The organism is Streptomyces aureus (assembly GCF_000725495.1).
Classification (GTDB): Bacteria; Actinomycetota; Actinomycetes; order Streptomycetales; family Streptomycetaceae; genus Streptomyces; species Streptomyces aureus_B.
On sequence record NZ_JNZD01000038.1, the window covers coordinates 23,436 to 46,623 of the forward strand.

Genomic DNA, 23,188 nt, shown 5'->3' on the forward strand with positions numbered 1-23,188 from the left:
CCATGACCACGCGTGAGGTCGAGCACGAGATCACCGTCGGCGCCCCCGCCGCCGCCGTCTACCAGTTGCTCGCGGACGTCGGCAACTGGCCGCGCATCTTCCCGCCCACCATCCACGTGGACCGGATCGAGGACCGGGGCGCCGAGGAGAAGATCCGGATCTGGGCGACCGCCAACGGCCGGCCGAAGAACTGGACCTCGCGCCGCACCCTGGACCCCGCGGGCCTGCGCATCACCTTCCGCCAGGAGGTCCCCGCCGAGCCCGTCAAGCACATGGGCGGTACCTGGATCATCGAGCCGCTCGGCGAGGCCGCCTCCCGCGTCCGGCTGCTGCACGACTACAGCGCCATCAACGACGACGCGCACGACCTGCTGTGGATCGCACAGGCGGTGGACAAGAACAGCACCTCCGAACTGGCCGCGCTCAAGGTCAACGTCGAGGCGGCGCACGCCGCGCAGACCGAGGAACTGACCTTCTCCTTCACCGACACCGTCCAGGTCGCGGGCTCCGCCAAGGACGTGTTCGACTTCATCAACGAGGCCCAGCTGTGGGCCGAGCGGCTCCCGCACGTGGCCGTGGTGCGCCTCGAGGAGGACACCCCGGGCCTGCAGGAGCTGGAGATGGACACCCGCGCCAAGGACGGCTCGGTGCACACCACCAAGTCGTACCGGGTGGTCTTCCCCCACGACAAGATCGCCTACAAGCAGGTCACCCTGCCGGCCCTGATGACCCTGCACACCGGCGAGTGGACGTTCACCGAGACCGACGAGGGCACCACCGCATCCTCGCAGCACACCGTCAGCCTCAACACGCACAACATCGCCCGCATCCTCGGAGACGAAGCCACCGTCGCCGACGCCCGCGCCTACGTGCACACGGCACTGTCCACCAACAGCTGCGCCACCCTCGCGCACGCGAAGGCCTACGCCGAGTCGAAGGCCTCCTGAGCATGGCGCCCGACCTTGCAACAGGCGGCGGCGAGCCGGCACCGGACGGCACGGGCCGCCCGGACCGGCTCGCCGCCGAGGTCCTGGTCGTCGGCGCCGGCCCCGTCGGGCTGATGCTCGCCGCCGAACTCGCACGCGGCGGCGTGGACGTGGTCGTGGTCGAGAAACGCAAGGCCCCCTCCACCGAGTCCCGGGCCTCCACACTGCACGCCCGCACCATGGAGATCCTCGACGCCCGGGAACTGCTGCCCGACATCGGCACGCCGCCCCACGAACCGCGCGGCCACTTCGGCGGCCTCCCGCTCGACCTCACCTGGCCCAGCACCCACCCGGGCCAGTGGAAGGTGCCGCAGACCAAGACCGAGGCGGTCCTGGAGGAGTGGGCGATCTCGCACGGCGTCGACATCCGGTGCGGCCACGAACTGGTCGCCGCCGGCGAGGTCGGCCAGTACGTCGAGGCCGAAGCCCTCGGCCGGGACGGAGTCCTGCGGCTGCGCGCCCGCTACCTGGTCGCCTGCGACGGCGAGGACAGCACCGTACGGCGGCTGACCGGGGCAAACTTCCCCGGCCACGACGCCGGCCGGGAACTGCTGCGCGCCGACGTCGAGGGCATCGACATCCCCGACCGGCGTTTCCAGCGCCTGGAGCGGGGGCTGGCCATCGCCTGGCGCAACGACAAGGGCGTCACCCGCGTCATGGTCCACGAGTTCGGCCAGGCGGCCGGCCCGCGCACCGCGAACGCCCCGTTCGAGGAGGTCGCCACCGCCTGGAAGCGGGTCACGAAAGAGGACATCAGCGGCGGCACCCCGCTGTGGGTGAACTCCTTCGGCGACGCCTCCCGCCAGCTCACCTCCTACCGGCACGGGCGCATCCTGTTCGCGGGGGACGCCGCCCACCGGCAGATGCCGATCGGAGGCCAGGCCCTCAACCTCGGTCTGCAGGACGCCTTCAACCTCGGCTGGAAGCTCGCGCTCACCGTGCGCGGACAGGCTCCCGACACCCTCCTCGACACCTACCACCAGGAGCGGCACACCGCCGGCCGCCGGGTCCTGGCGAACATCGAGGCCCAGGCCCTGCTGCTGCTCGGCGGCCCCGAGGTGGAACCGCTGCGCGCACTGGTGGCCGAGCTGACCGGCCTGGAGGAGGTACGGGCCCACCTGGCCGGGATGATCAGCGCACTCGACGTGCGCTACCCGGTGCCCGGCCCCGCACACCCGCTGCTCGGCGCCCGGCTGCCGCACACCGTCGTGCGCTCCGGCGGGCGCGAGCTCGGCAGCACCGCCGAGCTGCTGCGCGCCCGCGGCGGTCTGCTGCTCGACCTGGACAAGACCGGCCTACGGGTGCCCGCCGGCTGGGCCGACCGGGTCACCACGGTCGCCGGCGCCCCGGAGCCCGGCTCGCTCCCCGGTGAACCGGGGGCCGTTCTCGTACGGCCCGACGGCCACGTGGCGTGGGTCGGCCACGACGAGGACGGGCTGGCCCAGGCGCTCGGCCGCTGGTTCGGCCCGCCCCGCCCACCGGCCCCCTGAGCGTCCCCGGACCGGCAGCCCGTACGCGCCCCCCCACGAGTGCGTCCCCACGCGCACGTCCGCACCCCACCCGCACACCCACCCGCACACCCACTCTCCAGTGATCCCCACTGTCAGGAAGGACAGCCCATGCAAGGGAGCGAAGGGACAGTGGCGGACCCCGACGTCATCGTCGTCGGCGCCGGCCCGACCGGACTGATGCTCGCAGGCGAACTGCGCCTGGGCGGAGCCCGCGTCGTCGTGATCGAGAAACTGGCGGCGCCCACCGGGCAATCCCGCGGCCTGGGCTTCACCGCCCGCGCCATGGAGGTGTTCGACGAGCGCGGGCTGCTGCCCCGCTTCGGCCAGGGCGAGACCCTCGCCACCAGCCCCGTAGGACACTTCGGCGGGGCCCAGTTCGACTTCACCGTCCTTGAGGGCGCCCACTTCGGCGCCCGCGGCATCCCGCAGGGACAGACCGAGGCCGTGCTCGAGGACTGGGCCGCCGAACTCGGCGCCGACATCCGGCGCGGCTGGGAGTTCGTCTCGCTCGCCGACGGCTTCCTCGACAAGGACCACGTCGAGATCACCGTCCGCACCCCCGAGGGCGACCGGCAGCGGCTGCGCGCCGCGTACCTGGTGGCCGCCGACGGCGGCTCCAGCCGCGTCCGCAAGGCGGCCGGCTTCGCGTTCCCGGGCACCGACGCCACCCAGGGCATGTACCTCGCCGACGTCACCGGCTGCTCGCTGCGGCCGCGGTTCCTCGGCGAGCGCCTGAGCAACGGCATGGTGATGGCGGCCCCGCTCGCCGAGGGCGTCGACCGGATCATCGTCTGCCCCGACGGCCGGCCGGCGCACGACCGCGAGCGGACCGTCACCTTCGAGGAGGTCGCAAAAGCCTGGCAGAGCATCACCGGCGAGGACATCTCGCACGGTGGCGCCGACTGGGTGTCCTCCTTCACCAACGCCACCCGCCAGGCCTCCGAGTACCGGCGGGGCCGGGTGTTCGTGGCCGGCGACGCGGCGCACATCCACCTGCCGGCCGGCGGCCAGGGCCTGAGCACCGGCGTGCAGGACGCGGCCAACCTCGGCTGGAAGCTGGCCGCCGTGGTCCGCGGCGACGCCCCCGCGACGCTGCTGGACACCTACCACGCCGAGCGATGGCCGGTCGGCCGCCGCCTGCTGGCCAACACCCGCGCCCAGGGGATCGTCTTCCTCGGCGGCGCGGAGTCGGACCCGCTGCGCGAGCTGCTGGGCGAGCTGGTCCGCTACGACGACGTCAAGCGGCACCTGGCCGGAGCGGTCAGCCACCTCGACATCCGCTACGACCTCGGCGCGGGCAAGGACGCCCACCCGCTGGTCGGCCGACGCATGCCGGCGCGGCTGCTGGCCGGCGCCGACGGCGAGCAGCGCACCGCGCGACTGCTGCACCCGGGCCGGGCCGTACTGCTCGACTTCGCCGACGACGGCCGGGCGCGCCGTACGGCAGCCGGCTGGCAGGGCCGCCTCGACGTCCACACCGTGTCCGCCGAGCCGGTCGACGGCCCGGACGTACTGGCCGGCGTCCCCGCGCTGCTGCTGCGTCCCGACGGGTACGTGGCCTGGGCCGGCGAGCCCGCGCAAGGGCTCGCGGCCGCGCTGGAGCGGTGGCTGGGAGCCGCTTGGGCCTGACCGTCCCGGGGCGCCGCAGCCCCCGCCCCGCCGCTCGCACGGCGGGGCGGGGGCTTGCTGCATGCGGGCTGCGGCGTACGGGGAACGGGCATACGCAAAGCCCCGGTTCCGTGTCGGGGGAAACACGGAACCGGGGCAGCCCGAAAACGGCGCGTCAGACCGCGACGGCCTCCACGACCGAGACGGCCGCGGCGGTCTCCACGACCCGCTCCAGCTTGAACCCGGCCTGCGCCACCAGCTCCGCGTACTGCGACCGGGTGCGCTCCTTGCCGCCCACGAGCAGCAGCAGCCACAGATCGACGAGCTTGCCGGAGTGCGGCTCCTCACCCTCGGGGACCACCATCTCCACCAGCAGCAGCTTGCCGCCCGGCTTGATCGCGGCACGCACGTTGCGCAGGATCTGCAGGGCCTGCTCCTGCGGCCAGTCGTGCACGATGTGCTTGAGGACGTAGGCGTCCGCACCCGACGGCATCGGGTCGAACAGGTCGCCGTCGGCCAGGGTCACCCGGTCCGCGACACCCTGCGCCGCCAGGAACTGAGCAGCGCCGTTCGTGGCGACGCGCGGGTCCGAGAGGATGCCCTTCGTGTCGGGCGCGCTGTTGAGGATGCCGGCCAGCAGCCCGCCGTCGGCTCCGCAGAAGTCCAGGACCGTGCCGAACTGCGAGAAGTCGTACGCGGCCACGACCGGTGCGGTCTCGGTGGCGGACATGTTGCCCATCCCGCCGATGAACACCGCGCCGTATTCCGGATTGCGCATGAGGTATTCGAAGGCGCCCATTCCGCGCCGCTTCGGCAGGCTCGGCTCCCCGGTCCGCACCGAGTCCAGGAAACCGTTCCAGTCCTCCCAGTGCGTCGGGTGGCCCATCAGCACGCACAGGTCGCGCATCGTCACCGGGTGGTCGGCGCGCAGCGCGTCGGCCATCGGGGTCAGCGCCCACAGGCCGTCGTCCTGGCGCGTGAACACGCCCTGGGAGGCGAGCAGACGCAGCACCCGGCCCAGTGCCCCGGCGTCCGCGCCGACCTCGGCGGCCAGGTCCTCGACCGGTCGCGGACCGGCCTGCAGCGCCTCGGCCACGCGCAGTTCGGCGGCGGCGTACAGGGCCTGGGTCACCATGGAGCCCATGGCCAGTTCGAGCAGGGCGAACGGGGGCGGGGCCAGCTCCCGGACCTGCTTGTGCAGGTCCGCCCGGGTCTTCTCCGCGGCGCGGACGACTTCGGGGGGCGGTACAGCGGACATGTGGTTCCTCCATGACACAAGAGCGAGAACTCCGTCCCAACCGCCGGAAGGGACCCGTCCCGCCACGGTAAGGAGGAGGGATGGACCCGCCCTGGAAAGCGACTTGTACGTCTCTGGAGCGGGCCGGACGCCTCGCACACCCCAGGAGTTTCGCCGCGGCCGCCGGACGGCGGCCTTGGCCCAGAACCGCTCGGCGCCCGCTCGACGCGGGCCGGAGACCGGTTCGTCCAGGACGAGGTACTCGGCATCCTGGGCCCGGCACCGCGTTGCGCAGTCCGCTCCTGGAGGCCGTCCGTGTCCGTTCGTAGCGAGCCCCCCCACCGGCGTGACCGCCGTCTCCACCGCTTGGGCGGCGGCCCCGCCGCACACCGGCAGTTGCCTCACGCGGGTGGGAAGCCGACCTCAAGGATCGCCTGAGCGATCCTGCGGTCCCGCTGCACCGCCCCTCGACCCCCCTGGTCTTTTCTGAGGATCAAACCGTCTGCATGGAGGAATCGAAAATGGCAAAGAGCGCGATCATCGTGGGCGCCGGGCCGGTCGGTCTGATGCTCGCGGGTGAGCTGCGGCTGGGCGGCGCGGACGTCGTCGTCTACGACAGGCTGCCCGCCCCCAGCGGCGAGTCGCGCGGCCTGGGGTTCACCAGCCGTACCGCGGAGGTCCTCGACCAGCGCGGGCTGCTCGAAAGGCTCGGCGACATCCGCTGGGGCAAGCAGGGCCACTACGGCGGTGTCCGCATCGACTTCTCCCTCCTGGACGAGAGCCACTTCGGCATCATGGGCCTGGCCCAGTCCGTCACCGAGGACATGCTCGGCCGCTGGGCCGACGAGCTCGGCGTCCAGGTGCGCCGCGGCTACGACCTGACCACCCTGACCGAGACCGAGGACGGCGTGGTCCTCGGCTTCCAGGGCCCCGACGGCTACACCGAGGCCACCGGCACGTACGTCATCGGCTGCGACGGCGGCAAGTCCACCGTGCGCACCCTGGCCGGCATCGACTTCCCCGGCCAGGAGGCCACCCGCGGCATGTACCTGGCCGACGTCGTCGGCGCGGACATCCGCATGAGGCCCATCGGCGAGCGCATCGAGGGCGGCGGCATGGTGCTGTCCGTCACCCTGGAGCCGGGTGTGGACCGCATCGTCATCCACGAACCCGGCGTCCGCCCGCACCACGGCGAGGGCGAGCTGGAGTTCTCGGAACTCGCCGACGCCTGGCAGCGCATGACCGGCGAGGACATCCACGGCGCCTCCGCCTCCTGGATGTGCGCCCTGACCAACGCCACCGGCCTGGCCGCCCAGTACCGCAAGGGCCGCGTCCTCCTCGCCGGCGACTCCGCCCACGACCACGCCCCGCTCGGCGCCCAAGGCGTCAGCGTCGGTCTCCAGGACGCCGTCAACCTCGGCTGGAAACTCGCCGCCGTGCTCGGGGACCGGGCGCCCGAGTCCCTGCTCGACACCTACCACACCGAGCGCCACCCGATCGGTGAGCAGCTGATGCGCGACGTGCACTCCATGTCGATGCTGTACCTCGCCGGCGAGGAGATGGAGCCACTGCGCGCCGTCGTGCGCGAACTCGTCACCCTGCCCGAGGCCGCCCGGCGGCTCGCGGGCCGCGTCTCCGGCCTGCACATCACCTACGACATGGGCGCCGAGGGACACCCCCTGCTGGGGCTGCGGCTGGCCCCGCACCGAGCCGTCGAGCGCGCCGACGGCACCCGCACGAAGGTCGCCGAACTGCTGCACCCAGGCCGCGGCGTGCTCATCGTCACGGACAAGGACGGCGGCCCGGCCGAACTCGCCGCCCGCTGGGCCGGCCGCGTGGACGTCATCACCGGCGCCTGGGCCGACCAGGAGGCCGGCCACCCGGGCGCCCCCCAGTCCGTGCTGGTCCGCCCCGACGGCCACATCGCCTGGGCGGCGCCGGCGGGCGGCGACCTCGAAGCCGCCCTCACCCGTTGGTTCGGGACGCCCGCGGCCGCCTGAGGCCCGCCGCACGACACCCCCGCCCCACCCCGCAGCGGGACGCTCGCCGAGCCGACCGTCCCCCTGCCGGGCGTCGGGTCCCGCCACACGTACGCGACCACCGCCGACCCGGCGCTGCCCCATGCGCGGCGGCTTTGATGCTTGAGGAGTAGGACATGGCAAAGGGCGCGATCATCGTCGGCGCCGGGCCGGTCGGGCTGATGCTCGCCGGCGAACTGAAACTGGGCGGCGCGGACGTCGTCGTCCTCGAGAAGCTCCCCGCGCCCAGCGGCGAGTCCCGCGGCGTGGGCTTCACCCGGCGCGCGGCCGAGGTCTTCGACCAGCGCGGCCTGCTGGAGCGCTTCGGCGACGTCGAATGGGCCCAGGGCCACTTCGGCGGGGTCCACATCGACTTCTCCAAGCTGGACGACAACCACTTCAGCGTCCGCGGCATCCCGCAGTACCGCACCGAGGAGATCCTCGAGGGCTGGCTGACGGAGCTGGGCGTCGATATCCGCCGCGAACACGAGGTGCTCGGTTTCCGCGAGAACAAGGACGGCGTCGTCGTCGAGTACGAGGGCCCCGCCGGCCGCGGCGAGGAGAGCGCCGGCTACCTGATCGGCTGCGACGGGGCCCGCAGCATCGTCCGCCGGCTCGCCGGCATCGACTTCCCCGGCTGGGAGCCCACCCGCGGGATGTACATGGCCGACATCGTCGGCGCGAACGTGCGCCAGCGCCCGATCGGCGAGCGCGTGCCCGGCGGCATGGTCATGGCCTTCAACCTGGAGGACGGCGTCCACCGGATCGTCATCCACAACGAGTCGCTGCGGCCGCCGGAGGACAAGAGCGGCCTCACCTTCGAGACCATCGCCGACGCCTGGCAGGACATGACCGGCGAGCGCCTGCACGACGCCGAGGTCCGCTGGATCAGCTCCTTCACCGACACCACCCGCCAGGCCGCCCAGTACCGCAAGGGCCGGATCCTCCTGGCCGGCGACGCCACCCACATCCACATGCCGGCCGGCGCGCAGGGCATGAGCGTGGGCGTGCAGGACGCGGTCAACCTCGGCTGGAAGCTGGCGGCCACCATCAACGGCCGGGCACCAAAGGGCCTGCTCGACACCTTCCACTCCGAGCGGCACCCGGTCGGGGAACTGCTCATGCGCAACACCCGCGCCCAGACCAAGCTCTACCTCTCCGGCCAGGAGATGGAGCCGCTGCGCGCGGTCATCCAGGAGCTCGTCCAGGACGCCGCGGTGGCCCGCCACCTGGCCGGCCAGGTCTCCGGCCTCGACGTCCGCTACGACATGGGCCCCGGCAGCCACCCCCGGCTCGGCCTGCGACTGCGCCCCGACACCCCGCTCAAGCTCACCGACGGCAGCCCCGCCACCGTGCGGGACCTGCTCAAGCCGGCCCGCGGCGTGCTGTTCGTGACCCCCGCGGCGGCCGACTCCGACACGCTGCGCGCCACCGCGGCGCGCTGGGGCGACCGGGTCGACACGGTCACCGGCGACTGGGCCCAGGACGCGGCGGACATGCAGGACGCCCCGCATGCGCTGCTGGTCCGCCCCGACGGCTACATCGCCTGGGCCGCCCCGGACGAGGCGAGCCTGCAGGAGGCACTGGAACGCTGGTTCGGCGCCGCCTGAGACGCCCGACGACTCCGCCGGCGCCCCCGGGAGCACCCCCGCACCCCGCGGCGGTGCCCCCGCGGGGCGCCGTACGCGTGCCCGAGCGGCCGGGAAGGCGCCCCGAGCCGGTCCAGGACGGGTCTTCCACCCGGATCCGAGCACTGGTTGAGCGGCGGGACCGACCGTTGGCGGACACCACCCCGACCCCCGGGGCAGGCCGGGCAGGCACACCGTCGGGGCCGACGCGTCGGCCCCGACGTCCAGCCGTCCCCCGTCTCCTGAGCGGAGTGCTTCGTGACTAGCGGACGTATGGAAGTGTGCCTTGTCGGCGCCGGACCCCGCGGGCTGTCCGTACTGGAACGGCTCTGCGCGCAGGAGCGGAAGTCCCCCCGCTGGGACCAGCTGACCGTGCACATCGTGGAACCGGACCCACCGGGCTCCGGCCGGGTCTGGCGGCCCTCCCAGTCCCGGCACCTCCTGATGAACACCGTCTCCTGCCAGGTCACGGTCTACACCGACGCCAGTGTGGCCGTCGAAGGGCCGCTGGAGGAGGGGCCGAGCCTGTACCAGTGGGCCAAGGCGCTGGGCCCCAGCGCCCTGACGCCCGGAGCGGGCACGCCCTACGACGACGAGACCCTCGCCGAGGCCCGGGACCTGGGGCCGGACACCTACCCCACCCGCGCCTTGTACGGCCAGTACCTGACCTGGGTGTTCGGCCGGGTGACCGCGAGCGCGGCCGCGCACACCACCGTCCGTGTGCACGCCTCGCGCGCCGTGGCCCTGGAGGACGCCGAGCCCGGCACAGGCCCCGGCGGGGCGCAGAGCGTGCTCCTGGAGGACGGCACCCGGCTGACGGGCCTGGGCGCGGTGGTGCTCGCGCAGGGCCACGTGCAGGTGCGGCCGACCGATGCGGAACGGGAGTTCGCCGCGTACGCCGGCCGGCACGGGCTGACCTACATCGCGCCGGGCAACCCGGCGGACGTCGACCTGTCCGCCGTCGCCCCCGGCGAGACCGTGCTGCTGCGCGGTCTGGGCCTGAACTTCTTCGACTACATGGCGCTGTTCACGCACGCCCGCGGCGGGCTGTTCGAGCGCGTCGACGGCCGCCTGGTGTACCGCCCCTCGGGCCGCGAGCCGCGGCTGTACGCGGGCTCCCGCCGCGGCGTGCCGTACCAGGCGCGCGGCGAGAACGAGAAGGGCGCGCACGGCCGTTACCACCCGCGGCTGCTGACCACCGACTTCGTGGCGGCCCTGCGCGCCCGGGTGCGGGACGGGGAGCCGATCCGCTTCGGCACCGAACTGTGGCCGCTGATCTCCAAGGAAGTGCGCACCGTCTACTACGAGACGCTGCTCGCGCAGCGCGCGGAACCGGCCGTGGTGGCCGCCTTCGCGCAGGCGTTCCTGCGGGCCGGTGAGGGCGTTGCCGAGGACGCACTGCTCACCGCGGCCGGCATCGGCGACGACGAGCGCTGGGACTGGGACACGGTCGCCCGGCCGTACGGCGAACGGACCTTCCGGGACCTGGCCTCCTTCCGCGGCTGGCTGCGCGGCTACCTCGACGAGGACGTGCGCCGGGCCCGGGAGGGCAACGTCAGCAGCCCGTTCAAGGCGGCCCTCGACCTGCTGCGCGACCTGCGCAACGAACTGCGCCTGGCGATCGACCACGGCGGCCTCGACGCCGACTCGCACCGCGACGAACTCGACCGCTGGTACACGCCGCTCAACGCCTACCTGTCGATCGGCCCGCCGGCCTCCCGCATCGAGGAGATGGCCGCCCTGATCGACGCGGGCGTCCTCGACGTGACCGGTCCGGGACTGCACGTGGCCACCGACCCCCTCGACCCCGCGGGCCCGGCCTTCGTCGGCACCTCACCGGACATCACCGGCCTGCGGGTGCGGGCCACGGTGCTGATCGAGGCCCGGCTGCCGGAGATCGACCTGCGGCGCACCGCCGATCCGCTCATGGACCGGCTGCTGAGCACCGGCCAGGCCCGCACCCACCGCGTCGCGGGCGCGGACGGCTCGTCCTACGAGACCGGCGGCCTGGCCGTGACGGAGCGCCCGTACCACCTGCTCGACGGGCAGGGGGCGCCGCACCCCAGACGGTTCGCGTACGGGGTGCCCACCGAAGCCGTGCACTGGGTGACCGCGGCCGGCATCCGGCCGGGCGTGGGCTCGGTGACGCTGGAGGACTCCGACGCCATCGCGGCGGCGGTGCTGACGCTGCCGGAGCCGCGCCCCGCGCCGCGGCTGCCCGGGGCGCCGGCGGTCGCGGCGGGGCGGGCGCTGTCCGGCAACGCGGGTGCGGGAGCGGTCGCGTGAGCCGGGCCGCCGACCGACCCGTGGGCCCGGACACAGGGCTGCTGTCCCCGGTCCGGGCCGGCACCCCCGTCGAGGCCGCCGTCGCCGACGCGGCCTGGGTCCAGGCGATGCTCGACGCGGAGGCCGCGCTGGCCCGCGCCCAGGCGCGGTGCGGCACGGTCCCGCCCGCGGCGGCCGCCGCGATCACCGCAGCCGCCCGGGCCTCGGACTTCGACACCAGGGAGCTGGCGCTGGCCTCGCGGGAGACCGCCAATCCGGTGGTGGGCCTGGTCGCGGCGCTCACCGCCCGGGTCGCGGCCCGCTCACCGCAGGCGGCCGAGTACGTGCACCGCGGCTCCACCAGCCAGGACGTCTTCGACACCGGCGCGATGCTGGTGGCGACCCGGGCCCTGCGGCTGATCGTCGCGGACCTCAGGGCGGTGGCCGACGCCCTCGCCGGCCTGGCGGCCGACCACCGGGACACGGCGATGGCGGGACGCACCCTCGCCCTGCACGCCGTACCCACCACCTTCGGGCTGAAGGCGGCGGGCTGGCGCCAGCTGGTCCTGGAATCCATCGAGCGGCTGGAGCGGCCGGCCGAGGGCGGCCTGCCGGTCTCCCTGGGCGGCGCGGCCGGCACGCTGGCCGGCTACCTCCAGCACGCGGGCGACGACGCCGACCCGGCGGCCGTCCTGGCCGAGCTGGTGGCCGCGTTCGCGGACGAGACCGGGCTGGCCGCACCGGTGCTGCCCTGGCACGCGCTGCGCACGCCGGTCGCCGACCTGGGAGCGGCCCTCGCGCACACCGCCGGGGCGCTGGGGAAGATCGCCGCCGACGTGCTGGTGCTGGCCCGCACCGAGATCGGCGAGGTCGCCGAGCCGGCGGCGGCCGGGCGGGGCGCCTCCTCGGCGATGCCGCACAAACGCAACCCGGTCCTGTCGACGCTGATCCGCTCCGCCGCCCTCCAGGTCCCGGCGCTGGCCGCCGTCCTCGCCCAGTGCCTGGCGCACGAGGACGAGCGGTCGGCGGGGGTCTGGCACGCCGAGTGGCAGCCGCTGCGCGAGGCGCTGCGGCTGACCGGCGGGGCCGCGCACACCGCCGTGGAACTGGTCCGCGGGCTCACCGTGGACCCCGAGCGGATGGCTGGCAACCTGGCGGCCACCGGCGGGCAGCTCGTCTCCGAGCGGGTCTCCGCGGTGCTCGCCCCGAAGCTGGGCAGGGCGGCCGCGAAGGAACTGCTGACCCGGGCGTCGCTGCGGGCCGCAAAGACCGGCCGCCCGCTGGCCGAGGTGCTGGCGGAGTCCGACGCGCTGCGGGGGATGCTCACGCCCGCGGAGCTGACCGCGCTGCTCGACCCGGCCGGCTACACCGGCACGGCCGGCCCGCTGGTCGACCGGGCGCTGGCCGGCTCGGCACCGGCGCCCCGAAAGACGGCGGGCCGTACCGCCCGCGTGCTCTGAGGACAACACCGCGGTGTCGCCGGCCCGTTCACCGGGCCGGCGACACCGCGGCAGCAGGGCCGCGCCCCGTCGGGAATCAGGTGCGCAGGCACGGGAGGCGGGGGCAACGGGTCAGACGGTGCCGAGGCGGAAGCCGACGCCGCGCACGGTGACGATCCAGCCGGGGTCGCCCAGCTTCCCGCGCACGCTGCTGACATGGGTGTCCACGGTGCGGCGCGACCAGGAGTCGCCCCACACCTGCTGGAGCAGCTGTCTGCGCGAAACGACGGTGTCGGGATGCTGCGCCAGCAGGCACAGCAGGTCGAACTCCTTGCGCGTGAGGGTGACCGGCGCGCCGTCGACGCTCACCTCGCGGGAGCCCACGTCGATGCACAGCCGGCCGTGCCGCAGGATCTCCTGGGCCGGACCCGCGGCGGCGGCAGGCTGCCACTGCACGCGGCGCATGACGGCCTCGATCCGGGCCATCAGCTCGCGGATCCCGAAGGGCCTGGTGACGTAGTCGTCCGCGCCCGCCTGGAGTCCGAGCACGCAGTCGATCTCGGACTCGCGGGAGGTGACGATGATCAGCGGCACCCGGCTGACCGACCGGATCGCCCGGCACACCTCCAGCCCGTCCAGGTCGGGCAGTTCGAGGTCGAGCAGGACCAGGTCGGCGCTGCCGTAGGCCTGCAGGGCCGCGCCGCCGTGGGCCGCCCCGGTGCAGGTGTGGCCGTGCCGGCGCAGCTGGTTCGACAGCCCGTCCCCGGCGTCGGCGCCCACGACCAGGATGCGGCGCCCAAAGACCGCGGGCGCCGGCCAGGGCGCGGCCCTGCCCAGTCCGTCACGGGGCGACGACCGACCGGGGGCGCCCGGCCCGGGCACGCTCTGGACGGGGCTCCTGCGGCCGGGCGCGTGCTGGACGGGGGGCCACGCGCCGGAGGATCCGGGGCGCGGCGGCCACGCCTCCCGCACCGGCGCGCGGGCCCCCGGCTCGTCGTGCTCGGGGTGTGGAGCGGACGTCTGGTGCTCCGGCAGTGCCGGCGCCTGAACCTGACTCATGCCTCCCCCGGGGGTCGTAGCGGGGCCGGACCGGTTCGGCCGCCGTCCGCGCCGACGCTAGCGGTGCGCGGTCGAATCCTGGTGCAGGGCCGCTCCAGGGTCCGCCCGGCCGCCACCCGCCCGCCCGCCCCCCAGGGCCTGTCTGACAATTCCCGTCTGCCCGGCGACGCGAATTGTCAGACAGGCCCTACACCGCGAACACCTCGGTGGCGCCGTGGTTGGGGTCGCCCGCCCGCAGGTGCAGCTCGCCCGCCCCGGGGAGCATGACCACCGAGGCCACCGTCCGCTCCAGGCGGAAGTCCCCGTGGGCGGCGATGCAGACCGGTGGCCGGGACAGCACCCCGAAATGCTCCTCCGGGGCGGCCTGCGGGCCGAGCCCGGCCAGCCCCTTGGCCACGGCCTCCAGCCGCTCGTCGGAGTTGACCCGGTCGGGGGCCGACTGCCGGTCGAGCGGGATGAAGTCCTCGTGCAGGTAGTGGTTGGTGTGCACGGCCTCCCGCGCGGCCGGCTCGGTCACCCGCAGCTCGGTCCCGCACATCTCGGCGTACACCGCGCGCCGCCGGTCGCACAACACCAGGTTGCGCGAGCTGGACAGGGTGAGCCCGGCCAGCATCTCCAGGGCCTCGTCCACGCTCCCGGCACCGTCCAGCAGGTGGCGGATGGCCAGGTAGGGGGTGATGCCCGGCCGCCACCGGCCGTCGGTCACCAGGTTCAGCCCGATGGCCAGTCCGTCGCTGTTCATGCCCAGGTAGCCGAGCAGGCCCGCGAAGCTGAGCACCGTCACCCGGCGCGGCGCCCCCGCCCGGGCCAGCGACAGCACCGCGATATGGCTGTCGATGTCCGCGTTGAGGTCCACCGTCTGCGCCAGCACCGGCCGGCCGGCCGACCCGGTGCGCGCGTACGACGTGCAGTCCCCGGCGGTGGGCACCCCGGTGCAGCCCATCACCTCGCGGCGCAGCTGCAGCAGCCACGCCTCGTCCTCGCGGATCCCGGCCCCCGCGGCCAGCCCCGCCACCTCCTCGGCCAGGTCCGGGACCGCCGCCGCGATCGCCGCCCGGTAGGCGGAGATCGACGGCAGCAGCCCGGTGAACGTCAGCGGCCTGTCGGTGAGGTGGTCCAGCCGTGCCAGGCCGTCGTCGAGGAACGCCCGCAGCGGGCCGGCGAGTGCCGCCCCGTGGGCGTGCCCCAGCTCGAACGGGGTGCCGACGGCCTTGACGTACGCGACGCTCATGCGGAGGCGGCCGCCTTCTTCGGGCCGTGGGAGAGGGCGTCGAGCACCTGCGGCCACTCGGCGCGCAGGATGCTGTAGAAGACCGCGTCGCGGCGGCGGCCGCCCGGCATGTAGTTGAAGGAGCGCAGGGTGCCCTCCTCGGTGGCGCCGATGTTGCGCAGGCCCTTGCGTGCCTGGACGTTGAGCTGGTCCGTCTTGAACTCCACCCGCTCGGCCTCCAGCACCTCGAAGGCGTGCTGGAGCAGCAGCAGTTTCGCCCAGTGGTTGATGCCCTTGCCGCGGAAGTCGTGGCCCAGCCAGGAGGCCCCGATCTCCAGCCGGCGGTCCTTCTCGGCGAAACTCAGCAGGCTCATGCTGCCCGCGATCCGGCCGCTGTGCTTGTCCCGGATCACGTAGACGGCGCGGCGGCCGGCCGTGTGCTCGGCGAGGTTGGAGTCGAAGAACGCCTCGAAGTCGGTGTCGTCGCCGACGACCACGGTGAAGTAGCGCCAGATCTCCGGGTCCAGCGCCACCGCGCGGACGCCCTCCCGGTCGGCCTCGCCGATCGGGGTCAGCAGGACGTGCTCGTTCTCCAGGGTGGTGGAGACTTTCTCGGACCAGCTCATAAGGGGGCTCCGTGTGGCGAGTTGCGGACAGAAGGTCAATGTGGACGGCCGGGCAGAGCGTTCCAAGAGCACTCGGTGATCACTCAGCCAGCTTGCGAAGCTGCTCCAACCGGGTGTGCACCACACCGTGATTGACGAGGAAGTCGTCGGGCGTGCGGGCACTGGTCTCGATGCCCTCCTCGGCCAGCGCCTCGCCGAAGTTCTGCCCGTACTCGGCGGTCTTGCGGGCCGCCGACTGCACCGCCCGGTAGGCCTGGTCGCGTTCGACGCCCGCCTCCAGCAGCTCCACCAGCACCGACGAGGAGCACACCAGGCCGTGGGTGGCGGCCAGCGAGTTGCGCATGTGGTCCGGATTGATCCGCAGGTTCTCCAGGATCTCGGCGGCCTTGACCGTCTGGAAGTGCGCCACGGTCATCGCGTCGGGCAGCACCACCTTCTCCACCGCCTGGTGGGCCAGGTCCCGCTCGTGCCACAGCGCCACGTTCTCCAGCGCCATGTTCGCGTACCCGCGCAGCAGCCGCGCCAGTCCGCACAGCAGCTCGCTGCCGGTCGGGTTGGCCTTGTGCGGCATGGCGCTGGAGCCCTGGTACGCCTCCACCCGCTGCTCCTCCACCTCGCGCACCTCGGTGCGCTGCAACAGCCGCAGCTCCAGCGCGATCTGCTCGATGCAGGCGCCCAGCGCGGCCACCGCCTGCAGCAACTGCGCGTGCCGGTCGCGGGACACGACCTGGCTGGGGGAGGGCTCCACGCCCAGGCCCAGCTGCTCGCACACGTACTCCTCGACGGCCGGGTCGATGAGCGAGTACGTGCCGACCGCGCCGGAGACCGTGCCCACCGCGACGGCCTCGCGGGCGGCCACCAGCCGCTCCAGGGACCGCTCGACGGCGAACGCGTAGCCGCCCAGCTTGTGGCCGAAGGTGGTGGGTTCGGCGTGCACGCCGTGGGTGCGGCCCACCATCACGGTGTCCCAGTGCTCAAAGGCCCGCTCGACCAGCACCGCGCGCAGCCGCCGCCCGGCGGACAGCAGGACGTCGCAGGCCTGGGCCAGAGTGAAGCCGAGGGCCGTGTCGACCAGGTCGTAGCTGGTCATCCCCAGGTGCACCCAGCGGGCCGAGGACTCCGGCATCTGCTCCGTGTAGGCCGTGAGGAACGAGATGACCTCGTGGTCCCGCTCCTTCTGGATCTCCACGACACGGGACGGCAGCGGGGTCCGGGCCGCGCGCATGTCGTCGAGGACCGCGGCGGGTACGCGGCCGAGCCGCACCTGTGCCTCGGTCGCGAGGATCTCCACGCGGACGTAGGTCTCGTAGCGGTACTCGTCCGAGAAGAGGCTCGCCATCTCGGGCAGGGTGAAGCGAGGAATCATGGGACAGCCTTCGTCGGGTTGTGGTGGTGGCCGGCGGGGCGGCCAGCGGGCGGCGGACGGTGGGGTGGTGGTGCGCGCCCACCCCGCGGGAGGGGTTGCGGGGTGTCAGAAGGCCGCGAAGTACTCGCGCTGCTCCCACTCGGTGACCTGGCCCGGCACCGGGGCGGCCTGCAGGGCCCAGGCCTCGTACCGGCGCACCTCGCTTTCCTTGAGCCTGGCCAGACAGGCGGCCAGCGGGTCGCCCAGCAGCCGGGCGGCCCGGCCCGCCGTGAATGCCTCCAGGGCCTCGCGCAGGGACTGCGGGACGGTGTCCGAGCCCTCGTGGGGTCCGTCGGCCGAGCCCCCGTCGAGGCCATCGAGGCCGGCGAAGAGCTGGGCGGCGATGTTCAGGTACGGGTTCGCGCTCGGCTCGCCGATGCGGTTCTCGATGTGCGCGCCGGCCCCCGAGCCGACCACGCGCAGCATGGCCGTGCGCGACTCCAGGCTCAGGCTCACCCGGGTCGGGGACAGGGCGTGCTGCGTGCCCAGGCGCTGGTAGCCGTTGATAGTCGGCACCGACAGCAGGAACAGGTCGCGCAGCCAGTCCCGCAGGCCCTCGGCGTACGCCTTGCTCGTGGGGGAGAGCCCCGCCGAGAGGCCCTCGGCGCTGAAGATGTTGCGGCCGGTGGCCGTCTCCAGGACGGACTGGTTCAGGTGCCAGCCGCTCGGGTCCGCCCCGGCGATCGCCGGTTGCGACATGAACGAGGCGTGCAGGCCCCGGGCCGCGCACCAGCGCTTGGTGAAGACGCGGAAGAAGAGCATCGCGTCCGCCGTGTCCAGCGCCGACATGGGGTCGAACGTGGTCTCCACCTGCCCGGGGCCCATCTCGTGCTCCATCGACCGCACCGGCAGCCCCAGGCCGAGCAGGGCGAGGGCCAGCGGGTCGGTGACCGGGGCGACCGTGTCGTACGCGGCGTCCAGGTTGAACTGGTAGCCCGCGTTCATCGCGGCCACCCGCGGGGCCGGGCCCTGCAGGCCGAAGCCGTTCCCCTCGTTGCCCGGCTCGTCGTCCAGGCGCCGCGCCAGGTACCACTCGACCTCCAGGCCCAGTACGGGCGTCAGCCCGCGGCCGGCGTAGCGCTCCAGCACCCGGTGCAGCACGTGCCGCGAGGACAGCGGGTGGGGGCGGCCGTCGCGCAGGTACTCGTCGCCGATCACCCAGGCCGTGCGCGCCCCCTCGCCGGGCAGCACCAGGAAGGTCAGCGGGTCGGGCACCAGCACGAAGTTGCCCAGGCCGGCGATCTCCTCGACGCCGATGCCGTGCTCGCCCCGGTAGTCCACCGCCGTGGTGCAGGCCGTGTCCTTCAGGAACGGGCCGGGGCTGTAGTTCATGCCGTTGCGCAGCACCCCGCCGAAGGCGCGGGCGGTCAGCGTCTTGGAGCGCACCAGGCCGTGCGGGTCACCCCACACCAGACGGACGAGGTCGATCCCGTCGAGACCCGCCTCGATCCGCTCGGCGGCCGCCGAGCGGGCGTCGTCCCACAGTCCGTGTTCGGTGACGAACGCGTGGCTCCCGACGCTGCCCTCCGTGGCAGGGGCCGACCACGATCTGGAATACATGACGGGAGCGTCCTTTCGTCAGGAGGTCGACGGGGGGCGTGTCAGGGGCGTCGGAGGTCCCCGCGGGCCGGCGGCCGGCCGACGGGGCGTCGGGGCGTCGGCTAGGTGGCCCAGGACCGGGGCGGCTCCGGGGCGGCCCCCCCGACCGGGGTGCCGGTGACGGACCTCCAGTGCCAGGCCGAGTCGAAGGCCGTCACATCGGCCTGCTCCCCCTGCTCGGCGAGCGCGGCCGCCTGCTGCGTCATCCGGGCGATGAAGGCGGCCACCTGGTGCGCCGCGAGCATCTCCTGCTCGGTGTACGGCTCCCCGTCGGCGCGGACGATGCGCAGGTCCATGAATCCGTTGAAGGGCCGGCCGCACACCTCGACCGAGTGGGGGCTGCGGATGGTGAAGCGCACCATGTTGTTGACGTGCCCGTGGTGGTGCTGGTCGGAGAAGTGGGCGATGTCGGGGATGGTGGGCGGTACGAAGTGGTCGCGCTCCAGGACCTTCGAGGTCCGCGGCAGGTTGCCGGCGATGAAGTGCCAGGAGTTGTACTGCATGCGCGAGGACATCGCCCAGGCGGTGTCGGCGAGCGTGGCGAGCGAGTCGCCGTAGTGCCGCCGGGCCTCCTGCGCGGGGACCACGCAGCAGAAGAAGTCCGTGATGCCCCAGGCGCTGATCTCGTCCCAGGCCTCCGCGCGCAGCGCGCGGACCAGTCTCGGCAGCGACCGGATGCCGCGGCTCATCGAGAAGTCGGCCCCGAACGCGGCGGTGGTCGCGGCGACCGCCTCGTACACCACCGCCTCCAGACCGGTGCCGAACTCGCCGTAGGGGCGGGCCAGCCAGGCCGGGTCGGCGTCGTCGGCGAGCCGCAGCCCGGCCAGCCGGTCGCCGACCACGGGCAGCGTGGCACGCAGATGGCCGGTGACCTGCCGGTCCCGCTCCGCGGCCACCTCGCCGTACGGGGCCGCCACCTTCTCCACCTTGTGGATCAGGGCGCCGTGGATCTCGCGGTACAGCTGGACGGTGCGGGCCACCTCCGGGCGGTGCGCGCCCAGCCCCGCGGCCAGGGCCATCAGCGCCCCGACGCCGGCGTCGGGACCGGCCGCGGGGATCTTCTCCCCGCCCAGGGCCCCGTTGTAGCTGCGGCGGGTGCGCTCCAGCAGCCGGCCCACGTTCTCCAGGGTGAGCTGCGAGCCGTTGACTTCCTCGATGCGGCCGTACCCGGCCGAGCGGATCAGCAGGCTGATGCCCACGACCAGCAGGGCGTCGTGGTCCGACCACAGCTCCAGCGGCAGGCCGGACAGGCCGGCGAACACGCAGTCCGGGTGGCCCGGCCACAGCGTCTTGCCCACGACCGTGTTGGTGTCGCGGAAGTTCGTGTACTGCCTGTCCTCGATGTAGAGCATGAAGGGGGCGGTGCGCTGCGCGCCCTCGGTCATCTGCGCCAGCAGCGCCTCGCGCCCCTCGCTGCCCTGCTCGGCCAGCCAGCGGCGGCTGTCGGCCGCGTCGCGGTCCAACCGCTCCTGAGCCGTCGTCACCTCGCGCCGGTACTCGTCCAGGTGCCGCGAGGTCCAGGGAACCCGCAGCACGCCCGCGACCAGCGTGTGCTGCTTGGCGAGCGGCTGCCGGGAGGGAACGCGGACGACGACCCGGCCGCCGGTGGTCAGGCCGATCTCACCGAGGAACACGGTGCGCTCCGCGGGGTCCGCGACGGCTTCGGCCGGTTCGCATGCGTCCGCGGACAGACCGGCGACGACCTTCAGGGCGGCGGCGTCCGCAGTGCGAAGGGCGCCCTCCTGGACCTCCGCGGGCACGTGTCCGTCGAGCGTGAGCAGGATGTCCAGGGCCGCGCGCATGTCGGCGGCGGCCGAGGCCTTTTGCCACACCCGGGCCAGCAGCCCGGGGAACCCGGCGTCCTCCTCGCGTACCCGGTCCGGCTTGGGCGTGGCGCCCGCCACCAGGCCCAGGCGGCTGGGCCGCCGGCTCTGGCGCTTGCGGGAGTTGGCGGCTCGACGGGAGCCTTCGCGGTCCACGGGCGCGGTCATGCGACACCTTCCCCGGTGAGTGCGATGTGGCTCCACATCGCGTCGTCGGTGGGCGTCCAGTCCGCGTCGACGTAGATGCAGTCGACCGGGCACTCCAGGACACAGACGGGACAGCCCGAGCACAGCTCGGGGACGATCACGACGTCGAGCCCGCGGTCGAAGATCGCGCCGAACTGTTCCGGGCAGCCGCGCAGGCAGCTGTCGCAGGTGATGCACTCGGACGTCTCGATGCGGCGCGGGGGCTTGGTCCAGTTGTCGGCGCGGCTGCGCGTGGCGATCCGCAGGTCTCGCCCGGACGGCACATCTGACGGAGTGTTGCTTTCCACGGGCATGAGACCCCTCAGGCGTCGTGTCGATGACGGATCGAACGGACGCCTCGAGCATCCGGGGTTCCTCTCGACCGACTCCTGAACCCCGGTCGGGGCGTGCTGGAGCGTCACACGCGGGGCGCCGTCACGCCGGGGGAGGAGCGTTTCGTGGAACTGACGGCTCCGGATCGCCGGCGTCACTCAAGCCGCGCGCGATGCGTACACGGCACCCGGCCAGTTCCCGGCCCCGGTCCGCGTCCACGAGGCCTGGGCCCCTCCGGCGGCCGGTCGAGAAGACCTCGATGAGCATCACCGGGGGATTCCTGCGCGGTCGGGCACATCGGATACGACAGTCCCGGCTCGTTCACGAACTGCTTCACGGCCGGCGTCGGAGTGTCCCCCGGCCGGTTCCTGCGGCGGGCGCGGAACGGGGCCCGCCGACCCCGCTCGTCGGGGGCGCGGCGTGATGTCCGTGACGGTCACTGGTGACGGCGCCGCAAGCGCGGGGGTGCGGCCGTGCCCGGGCCGGCCGGCCCAGTGGCCGGTCCTGCCGGCATGGCCCGGGCCCGTGCCCCCGGTCATCCTCGTGCCGGCCCCCGGGCGCCCGTCCGCCACCCCGCGTCAGGGTGCAGACGACCGGCCCCGGGCCGCGGGCCACCTTCGGCCGGTGTCCGCGGCGCCGGTACCGTGACGGGCGTGCCCGCAGGTCAAGGCATCAAGTCCTGCCTGGTCTTGAGCCCCTCGGCGAGCAGGCTCCATTCCTTGCCGATGCGCTCGGCGATCGGGGCGATGACGCCGAGCCAGTGGGCCGGAACCGCGTCGACCAGCTCCCGCCAGCCGTCGTCCGGCTCGGCGGCGTGCAACTGCATCCAGCGGAGGAACTCCCGGCCGCCCGCGGTGTAGCGGATGGTGGGATCGGCGGCCATCTTCGCCACCACCGTCGTCCAGGCCGGAATCTCGTCGGTGTGGTTCCTGCGCTGCGGCGCGCCGTCGATGCCCGGTGCCACCCGCAGCGGCACAGGGGCCGCGCCGTCGCGATCCGTGCCGCCGGGAACCGCCGACACGGGCCGCGAAGGTTCCCCGGAAAGCCGTACGGACCGCACGGGTTGGACGGGTTGCACGGGCTGGACAGGGTGGACGGGAGGGACGGATCGCAGGGGCTGCGCCGCCGCGTCGGGTGTCCGGCGGCCGCCGCGCTCGGGGCTTTCGCCGCGCCGCAGCCGGGCGCTCACGTCGTGGACCGTGCCGAGCGAGACGTCGGTCTCCCGGGCGACCTGACGGAGCGGGGCGTCCGGGTGCGCGGCGATGTATTCGGCGGCCCGCAGCCGGCCCTCGCCCGGGCCCACCGGACGCCGCCTGCCGTCCACGCCGATGCGCTTGCCGTCGAGCGAGGTCGCCTCACCCGACTTCTCGCGCAGCGACGCGATCGTCTTCGCGCTCAGCCCGGTGATGCGGGCGATGGCACGGTCGGACCAGTCCGGGTGGGAACTCAGGACACGCTGGGCTCCGGACATGCGGTCGGACTTCGACAGCGGCAGTCCGTGCGAGCCGTTCGCCTTCATGGCGATGACGAGCGCCTCGGAGTTCGAGCAGTCGACGAAGCGCGCCCTGATGCTGCTGTCGCCGCGCAGCTTGGCGGCCTCCAGCCGGTGCAGGCCGTCGATGACGCGGTAGCCGTCGATCTGAACCAGGATGGGCGGCAGCTCCACCGAGCCTGCCGCGTCGGCGAGAAGCCGGATGTGTGCGGCGTCCGTGCCGCTTTGGCGCAGGAACATGCCCGCCGACAACATGGTGACGAGGACATCGCGGGCGGGAAGCTGCTCGAGGTTCTTCAGATCGAATTCGCTGCCGGCCGACGCGTCGACGTCTTCCGCCCCGACGGAGCCGAACGCGTTCGTGATCAAGATGGCCTGCGCGCTGCTCTGAGCCATTCCTTCACTTCCTCTCTGCCGCCGCTGCCGATGAGCGTCGCAGGAGGGGCTCCAGCTGCAGTTGAGGGGGGATCGAGGCTTCCTGGAAAAGCAGCACGGCGACGAAGGCCGGCCCACCAGCGGACACTCGCCGTGGCAGCACCGCGATGAAGGCCGGCCGCCCGGAGGGCGAGCATCCCGGCGGACCATGGGGCGGACATGCGGCAAGCCCGTGCGGCGCGGCAGCCGAATGCCTTCCGCATACCTTCGCTTGACATCCTCCCCGCCTCAAAGGACGGGGATTCCTGGCTCAGGCCGCCCCCGGGAGCAGCGCTCCCAGAGGACTTCCACCATCAACACCAGCCGGGTTGAGACCAGCCCGGACGAG

Annotated in this window: 16 protein-coding genes; 7 read left to right on the top strand and 9 right to left on the bottom strand. The window is 73.7% G+C overall.

The window, feature by feature from the left end:
- The first annotated feature begins 2 nt into the window (after window positions 1-2).
- The 3 genes from IO36_RS33355 to IO36_RS33365 all read left to right on the top strand — a co-directional run bounded on the left by IO36_RS33355 (window position 3) and on the right by IO36_RS33365 (window position 4,126).
- On the top strand, window positions 3-947 hold the full coding sequence (locus IO36_RS33355) for an aromatase/cyclase (protein ID WP_037625497.1): 945 nt from the start codon (window positions 3-5) through the stop codon (window positions 945-947).
- Window positions 948-949: 2 nt separating this feature from the next.
- A complete protein-coding gene (locus IO36_RS33360; RefSeq protein WP_051901140.1) occupies window positions 950-2,476 on the top strand; it encodes an FAD-dependent oxidoreductase in 1,527 nt (508 codons plus the stop codon).
- 129 nt (window positions 2,477-2,605) lie between these two features.
- Complete coding sequence (locus IO36_RS33365) at window positions 2,606-4,126, top strand: FAD-dependent monooxygenase (RefSeq protein WP_051901141.1); 1,521 nt, start codon at window positions 2,606-2,608, stop codon at window positions 4,124-4,126.
- Between the two features lie 154 nt (window positions 4,127-4,280).
- On the opposite strand, the gene IO36_RS33370 is transcribed toward IO36_RS33365, so the two are convergent.
- Window positions 4,281-5,363: a methyltransferase gene (locus tag IO36_RS33370; protein ID WP_078943604.1), complete on the bottom strand. Its 1,083-nt coding sequence runs from the start codon at window positions 5,361-5,363 to the stop codon at window positions 4,281-4,283.
- 500 nt (window positions 5,364-5,863) lie between these two features.
- On the opposite strand from IO36_RS33370, the gene IO36_RS33375 reads away from it, so the two are divergent.
- The 4 genes from IO36_RS33375 (at window position 5,864) to pcaB (ending at window position 12,713) form a co-directional block, all read left to right on the top strand.
- Window positions 5,864-7,342 (top strand): FAD-dependent monooxygenase, encoded by a 1,479-nt coding sequence (locus IO36_RS33375; RefSeq protein WP_037625500.1) that lies wholly within the window; start codon window positions 5,864-5,866, stop codon window positions 7,340-7,342.
- A gap of 155 nt (window positions 7,343-7,497) precedes the next feature.
- Window positions 7,498-8,970, top strand: coding sequence for an FAD-dependent monooxygenase (locus IO36_RS33380; protein WP_037625502.1), 1,473 nt, complete (start codon window positions 7,498-7,500; stop codon window positions 8,968-8,970).
- A gap of 276 nt (window positions 8,971-9,246) precedes the next feature.
- Window positions 9,247-11,274: an FAD/NAD(P)-binding protein gene (locus tag IO36_RS33385; protein ID WP_425535566.1), complete on the top strand. Its 2,028-nt coding sequence runs from the start codon at window positions 9,247-9,249 to the stop codon at window positions 11,272-11,274.
- Window positions 11,271-12,713, top strand: coding sequence for a nitrosuccinate lyase (gene pcaB / locus IO36_RS33390; RefSeq protein ID WP_037625505.1), 1,443 nt, complete (start codon window positions 11,271-11,273; stop codon window positions 12,711-12,713). The genes IO36_RS33385 and pcaB overlap by 4 nt, the downstream gene beginning before the upstream one ends.
- Before the next feature lie 111 nt (window positions 12,714-12,824).
- Here pcaB and IO36_RS33395 read toward each other — a convergent pair whose 3' ends face one another.
- The 8 genes from IO36_RS33395 to IO36_RS33430 form a co-directional block, all read right to left on the bottom strand.
- Window positions 12,825-13,751: a response regulator transcription factor gene (locus tag IO36_RS33395; protein WP_078943605.1), complete on the bottom strand. Its 927-nt coding sequence runs from the start codon at window positions 13,749-13,751 to the stop codon at window positions 12,825-12,827.
- Window positions 13,752-13,938: 187 nt separating this feature from the next.
- Window positions 13,939-14,982 carry a C45 family autoproteolytic acyltransferase/hydrolase gene (locus tag IO36_RS33400; RefSeq protein WP_037625507.1) on the bottom strand — a complete coding sequence of 348 codons (1,044 nt, stop codon included), beginning with the start codon at window positions 14,980-14,982 and terminating at the stop codon, window positions 13,939-13,941.
- Window positions 14,979-15,587, bottom strand: coding sequence for a GNAT family N-acetyltransferase (locus IO36_RS33405; protein WP_037625509.1), 609 nt, complete (start codon window positions 15,585-15,587; stop codon window positions 14,979-14,981). The genes IO36_RS33400 and IO36_RS33405 overlap by 4 nt, the downstream gene beginning before the upstream one ends.
- 79 nt (window positions 15,588-15,666) lie before the next feature.
- On the bottom strand, window positions 15,667-16,953 hold the full coding sequence (purB, locus tag IO36_RS33410) for an adenylosuccinate lyase (RefSeq protein WP_078943606.1): 1,287 nt from the start codon (window positions 16,951-16,953) through the stop codon (window positions 15,667-15,669).
- Window positions 16,954-17,058: 105 nt separating this feature from the next.
- Entirely contained in the window at window positions 17,059-18,552 is a 1,494-nt protein-coding gene (locus tag IO36_RS33415; protein WP_037625512.1) for a type I glutamate--ammonia ligase, read from the bottom strand.
- Window positions 18,553-18,653: 101 nt separating this feature from the next.
- The gene (locus tag IO36_RS33420; protein ID WP_037625513.1) at window positions 18,654-20,582 is read right to left on the bottom strand and encodes a hypothetical protein; all 1,929 of its coding nucleotides are present in this window, start codon (window positions 20,580-20,582) and stop codon (window positions 18,654-18,656) included.
- Window positions 20,579-20,908 carry a 4Fe-4S dicluster-binding protein gene (locus tag IO36_RS33425; RefSeq protein WP_037625536.1) on the bottom strand — a complete coding sequence of 110 codons (330 nt, stop codon included), beginning with the start codon at window positions 20,906-20,908 and terminating at the stop codon, window positions 20,579-20,581. Before IO36_RS33425 ends, IO36_RS33420 begins: the two co-directional genes overlap by 4 nt.
- 689 nt (window positions 20,909-21,597) lie before the next feature.
- Complete coding sequence (locus IO36_RS33430; RefSeq protein ID WP_037625515.1) at window positions 21,598-22,821, bottom strand: ParB/RepB/Spo0J family partition protein; 1,224 nt, start codon at window positions 22,819-22,821, stop codon at window positions 21,598-21,600.
- Window positions 22,822-23,188: the final 367 nt, after the last annotated feature.

Excerpts from the sequence above, each read along its gene's own strand:
- IO36_RS33360 (WP_051901140.1), top strand. The coding sequence starts at position 950 with ATGGCGCCCGACCTTGCAACAGGCGGCGGCGAGCCGGCACCGGACGGC.
- IO36_RS33395 (WP_078943605.1), bottom strand. The coding sequence starts at position 13,751 with ATGAGTCAGGTTCAGGCGCCGGCACTGCCGGAGCACCAGACGTCCGCT.
- IO36_RS33420 (WP_037625513.1), bottom strand. The coding sequence starts at position 20,582 with ATGACCGCGCCCGTGGACCGCGAAGGCTCCCGTCGAGCCGCCAACTCC.
- purB (WP_078943606.1), bottom strand. The coding sequence starts at position 16,953 with ATGATTCCTCGCTTCACCCTGCCCGAGATGGCGAGCCTCTTCTCGGAC.
- IO36_RS33400 (WP_037625507.1), bottom strand. The coding sequence starts at position 14,982 with ATGAGCGTCGCGTACGTCAAGGCCGTCGGCACCCCGTTCGAGCTGGGG.
- IO36_RS33370 (WP_078943604.1), bottom strand. The coding sequence starts at position 5,363 with ATGTCCGCTGTACCGCCCCCCGAAGTCGTCCGCGCCGCGGAGAAGACC.
- IO36_RS33415 (WP_037625512.1), bottom strand. The coding sequence starts at position 18,552 with ATGTATTCCAGATCGTGGTCGGCCCCTGCCACGGAGGGCAGCGTCGGG.
- IO36_RS33355 (WP_037625497.1), top strand. The coding sequence starts at position 3 with ATGACCACGCGTGAGGTCGAGCACGAGATCACCGTCGGCGCCCCCGCC.
- IO36_RS33375 (WP_037625500.1), top strand. The coding sequence starts at position 5,864 with ATGGCAAAGAGCGCGATCATCGTGGGCGCCGGGCCGGTCGGTCTGATG.
- IO36_RS33405 (WP_037625509.1), bottom strand. The coding sequence starts at position 15,587 with ATGAGCTGGTCCGAGAAAGTCTCCACCACCCTGGAGAACGAGCACGTC.
- IO36_RS33365 (WP_051901141.1), top strand. The coding sequence starts at position 2,606 with ATGCAAGGGAGCGAAGGGACAGTGGCGGACCCCGACGTCATCGTCGTC.
- IO36_RS33380 (WP_037625502.1), top strand. The coding sequence starts at position 7,498 with ATGGCAAAGGGCGCGATCATCGTCGGCGCCGGGCCGGTCGGGCTGATG.
- IO36_RS33430 (WP_037625515.1), bottom strand. The coding sequence starts at position 22,821 with ATGGCTCAGAGCAGCGCGCAGGCCATCTTGATCACGAACGCGTTCGGC.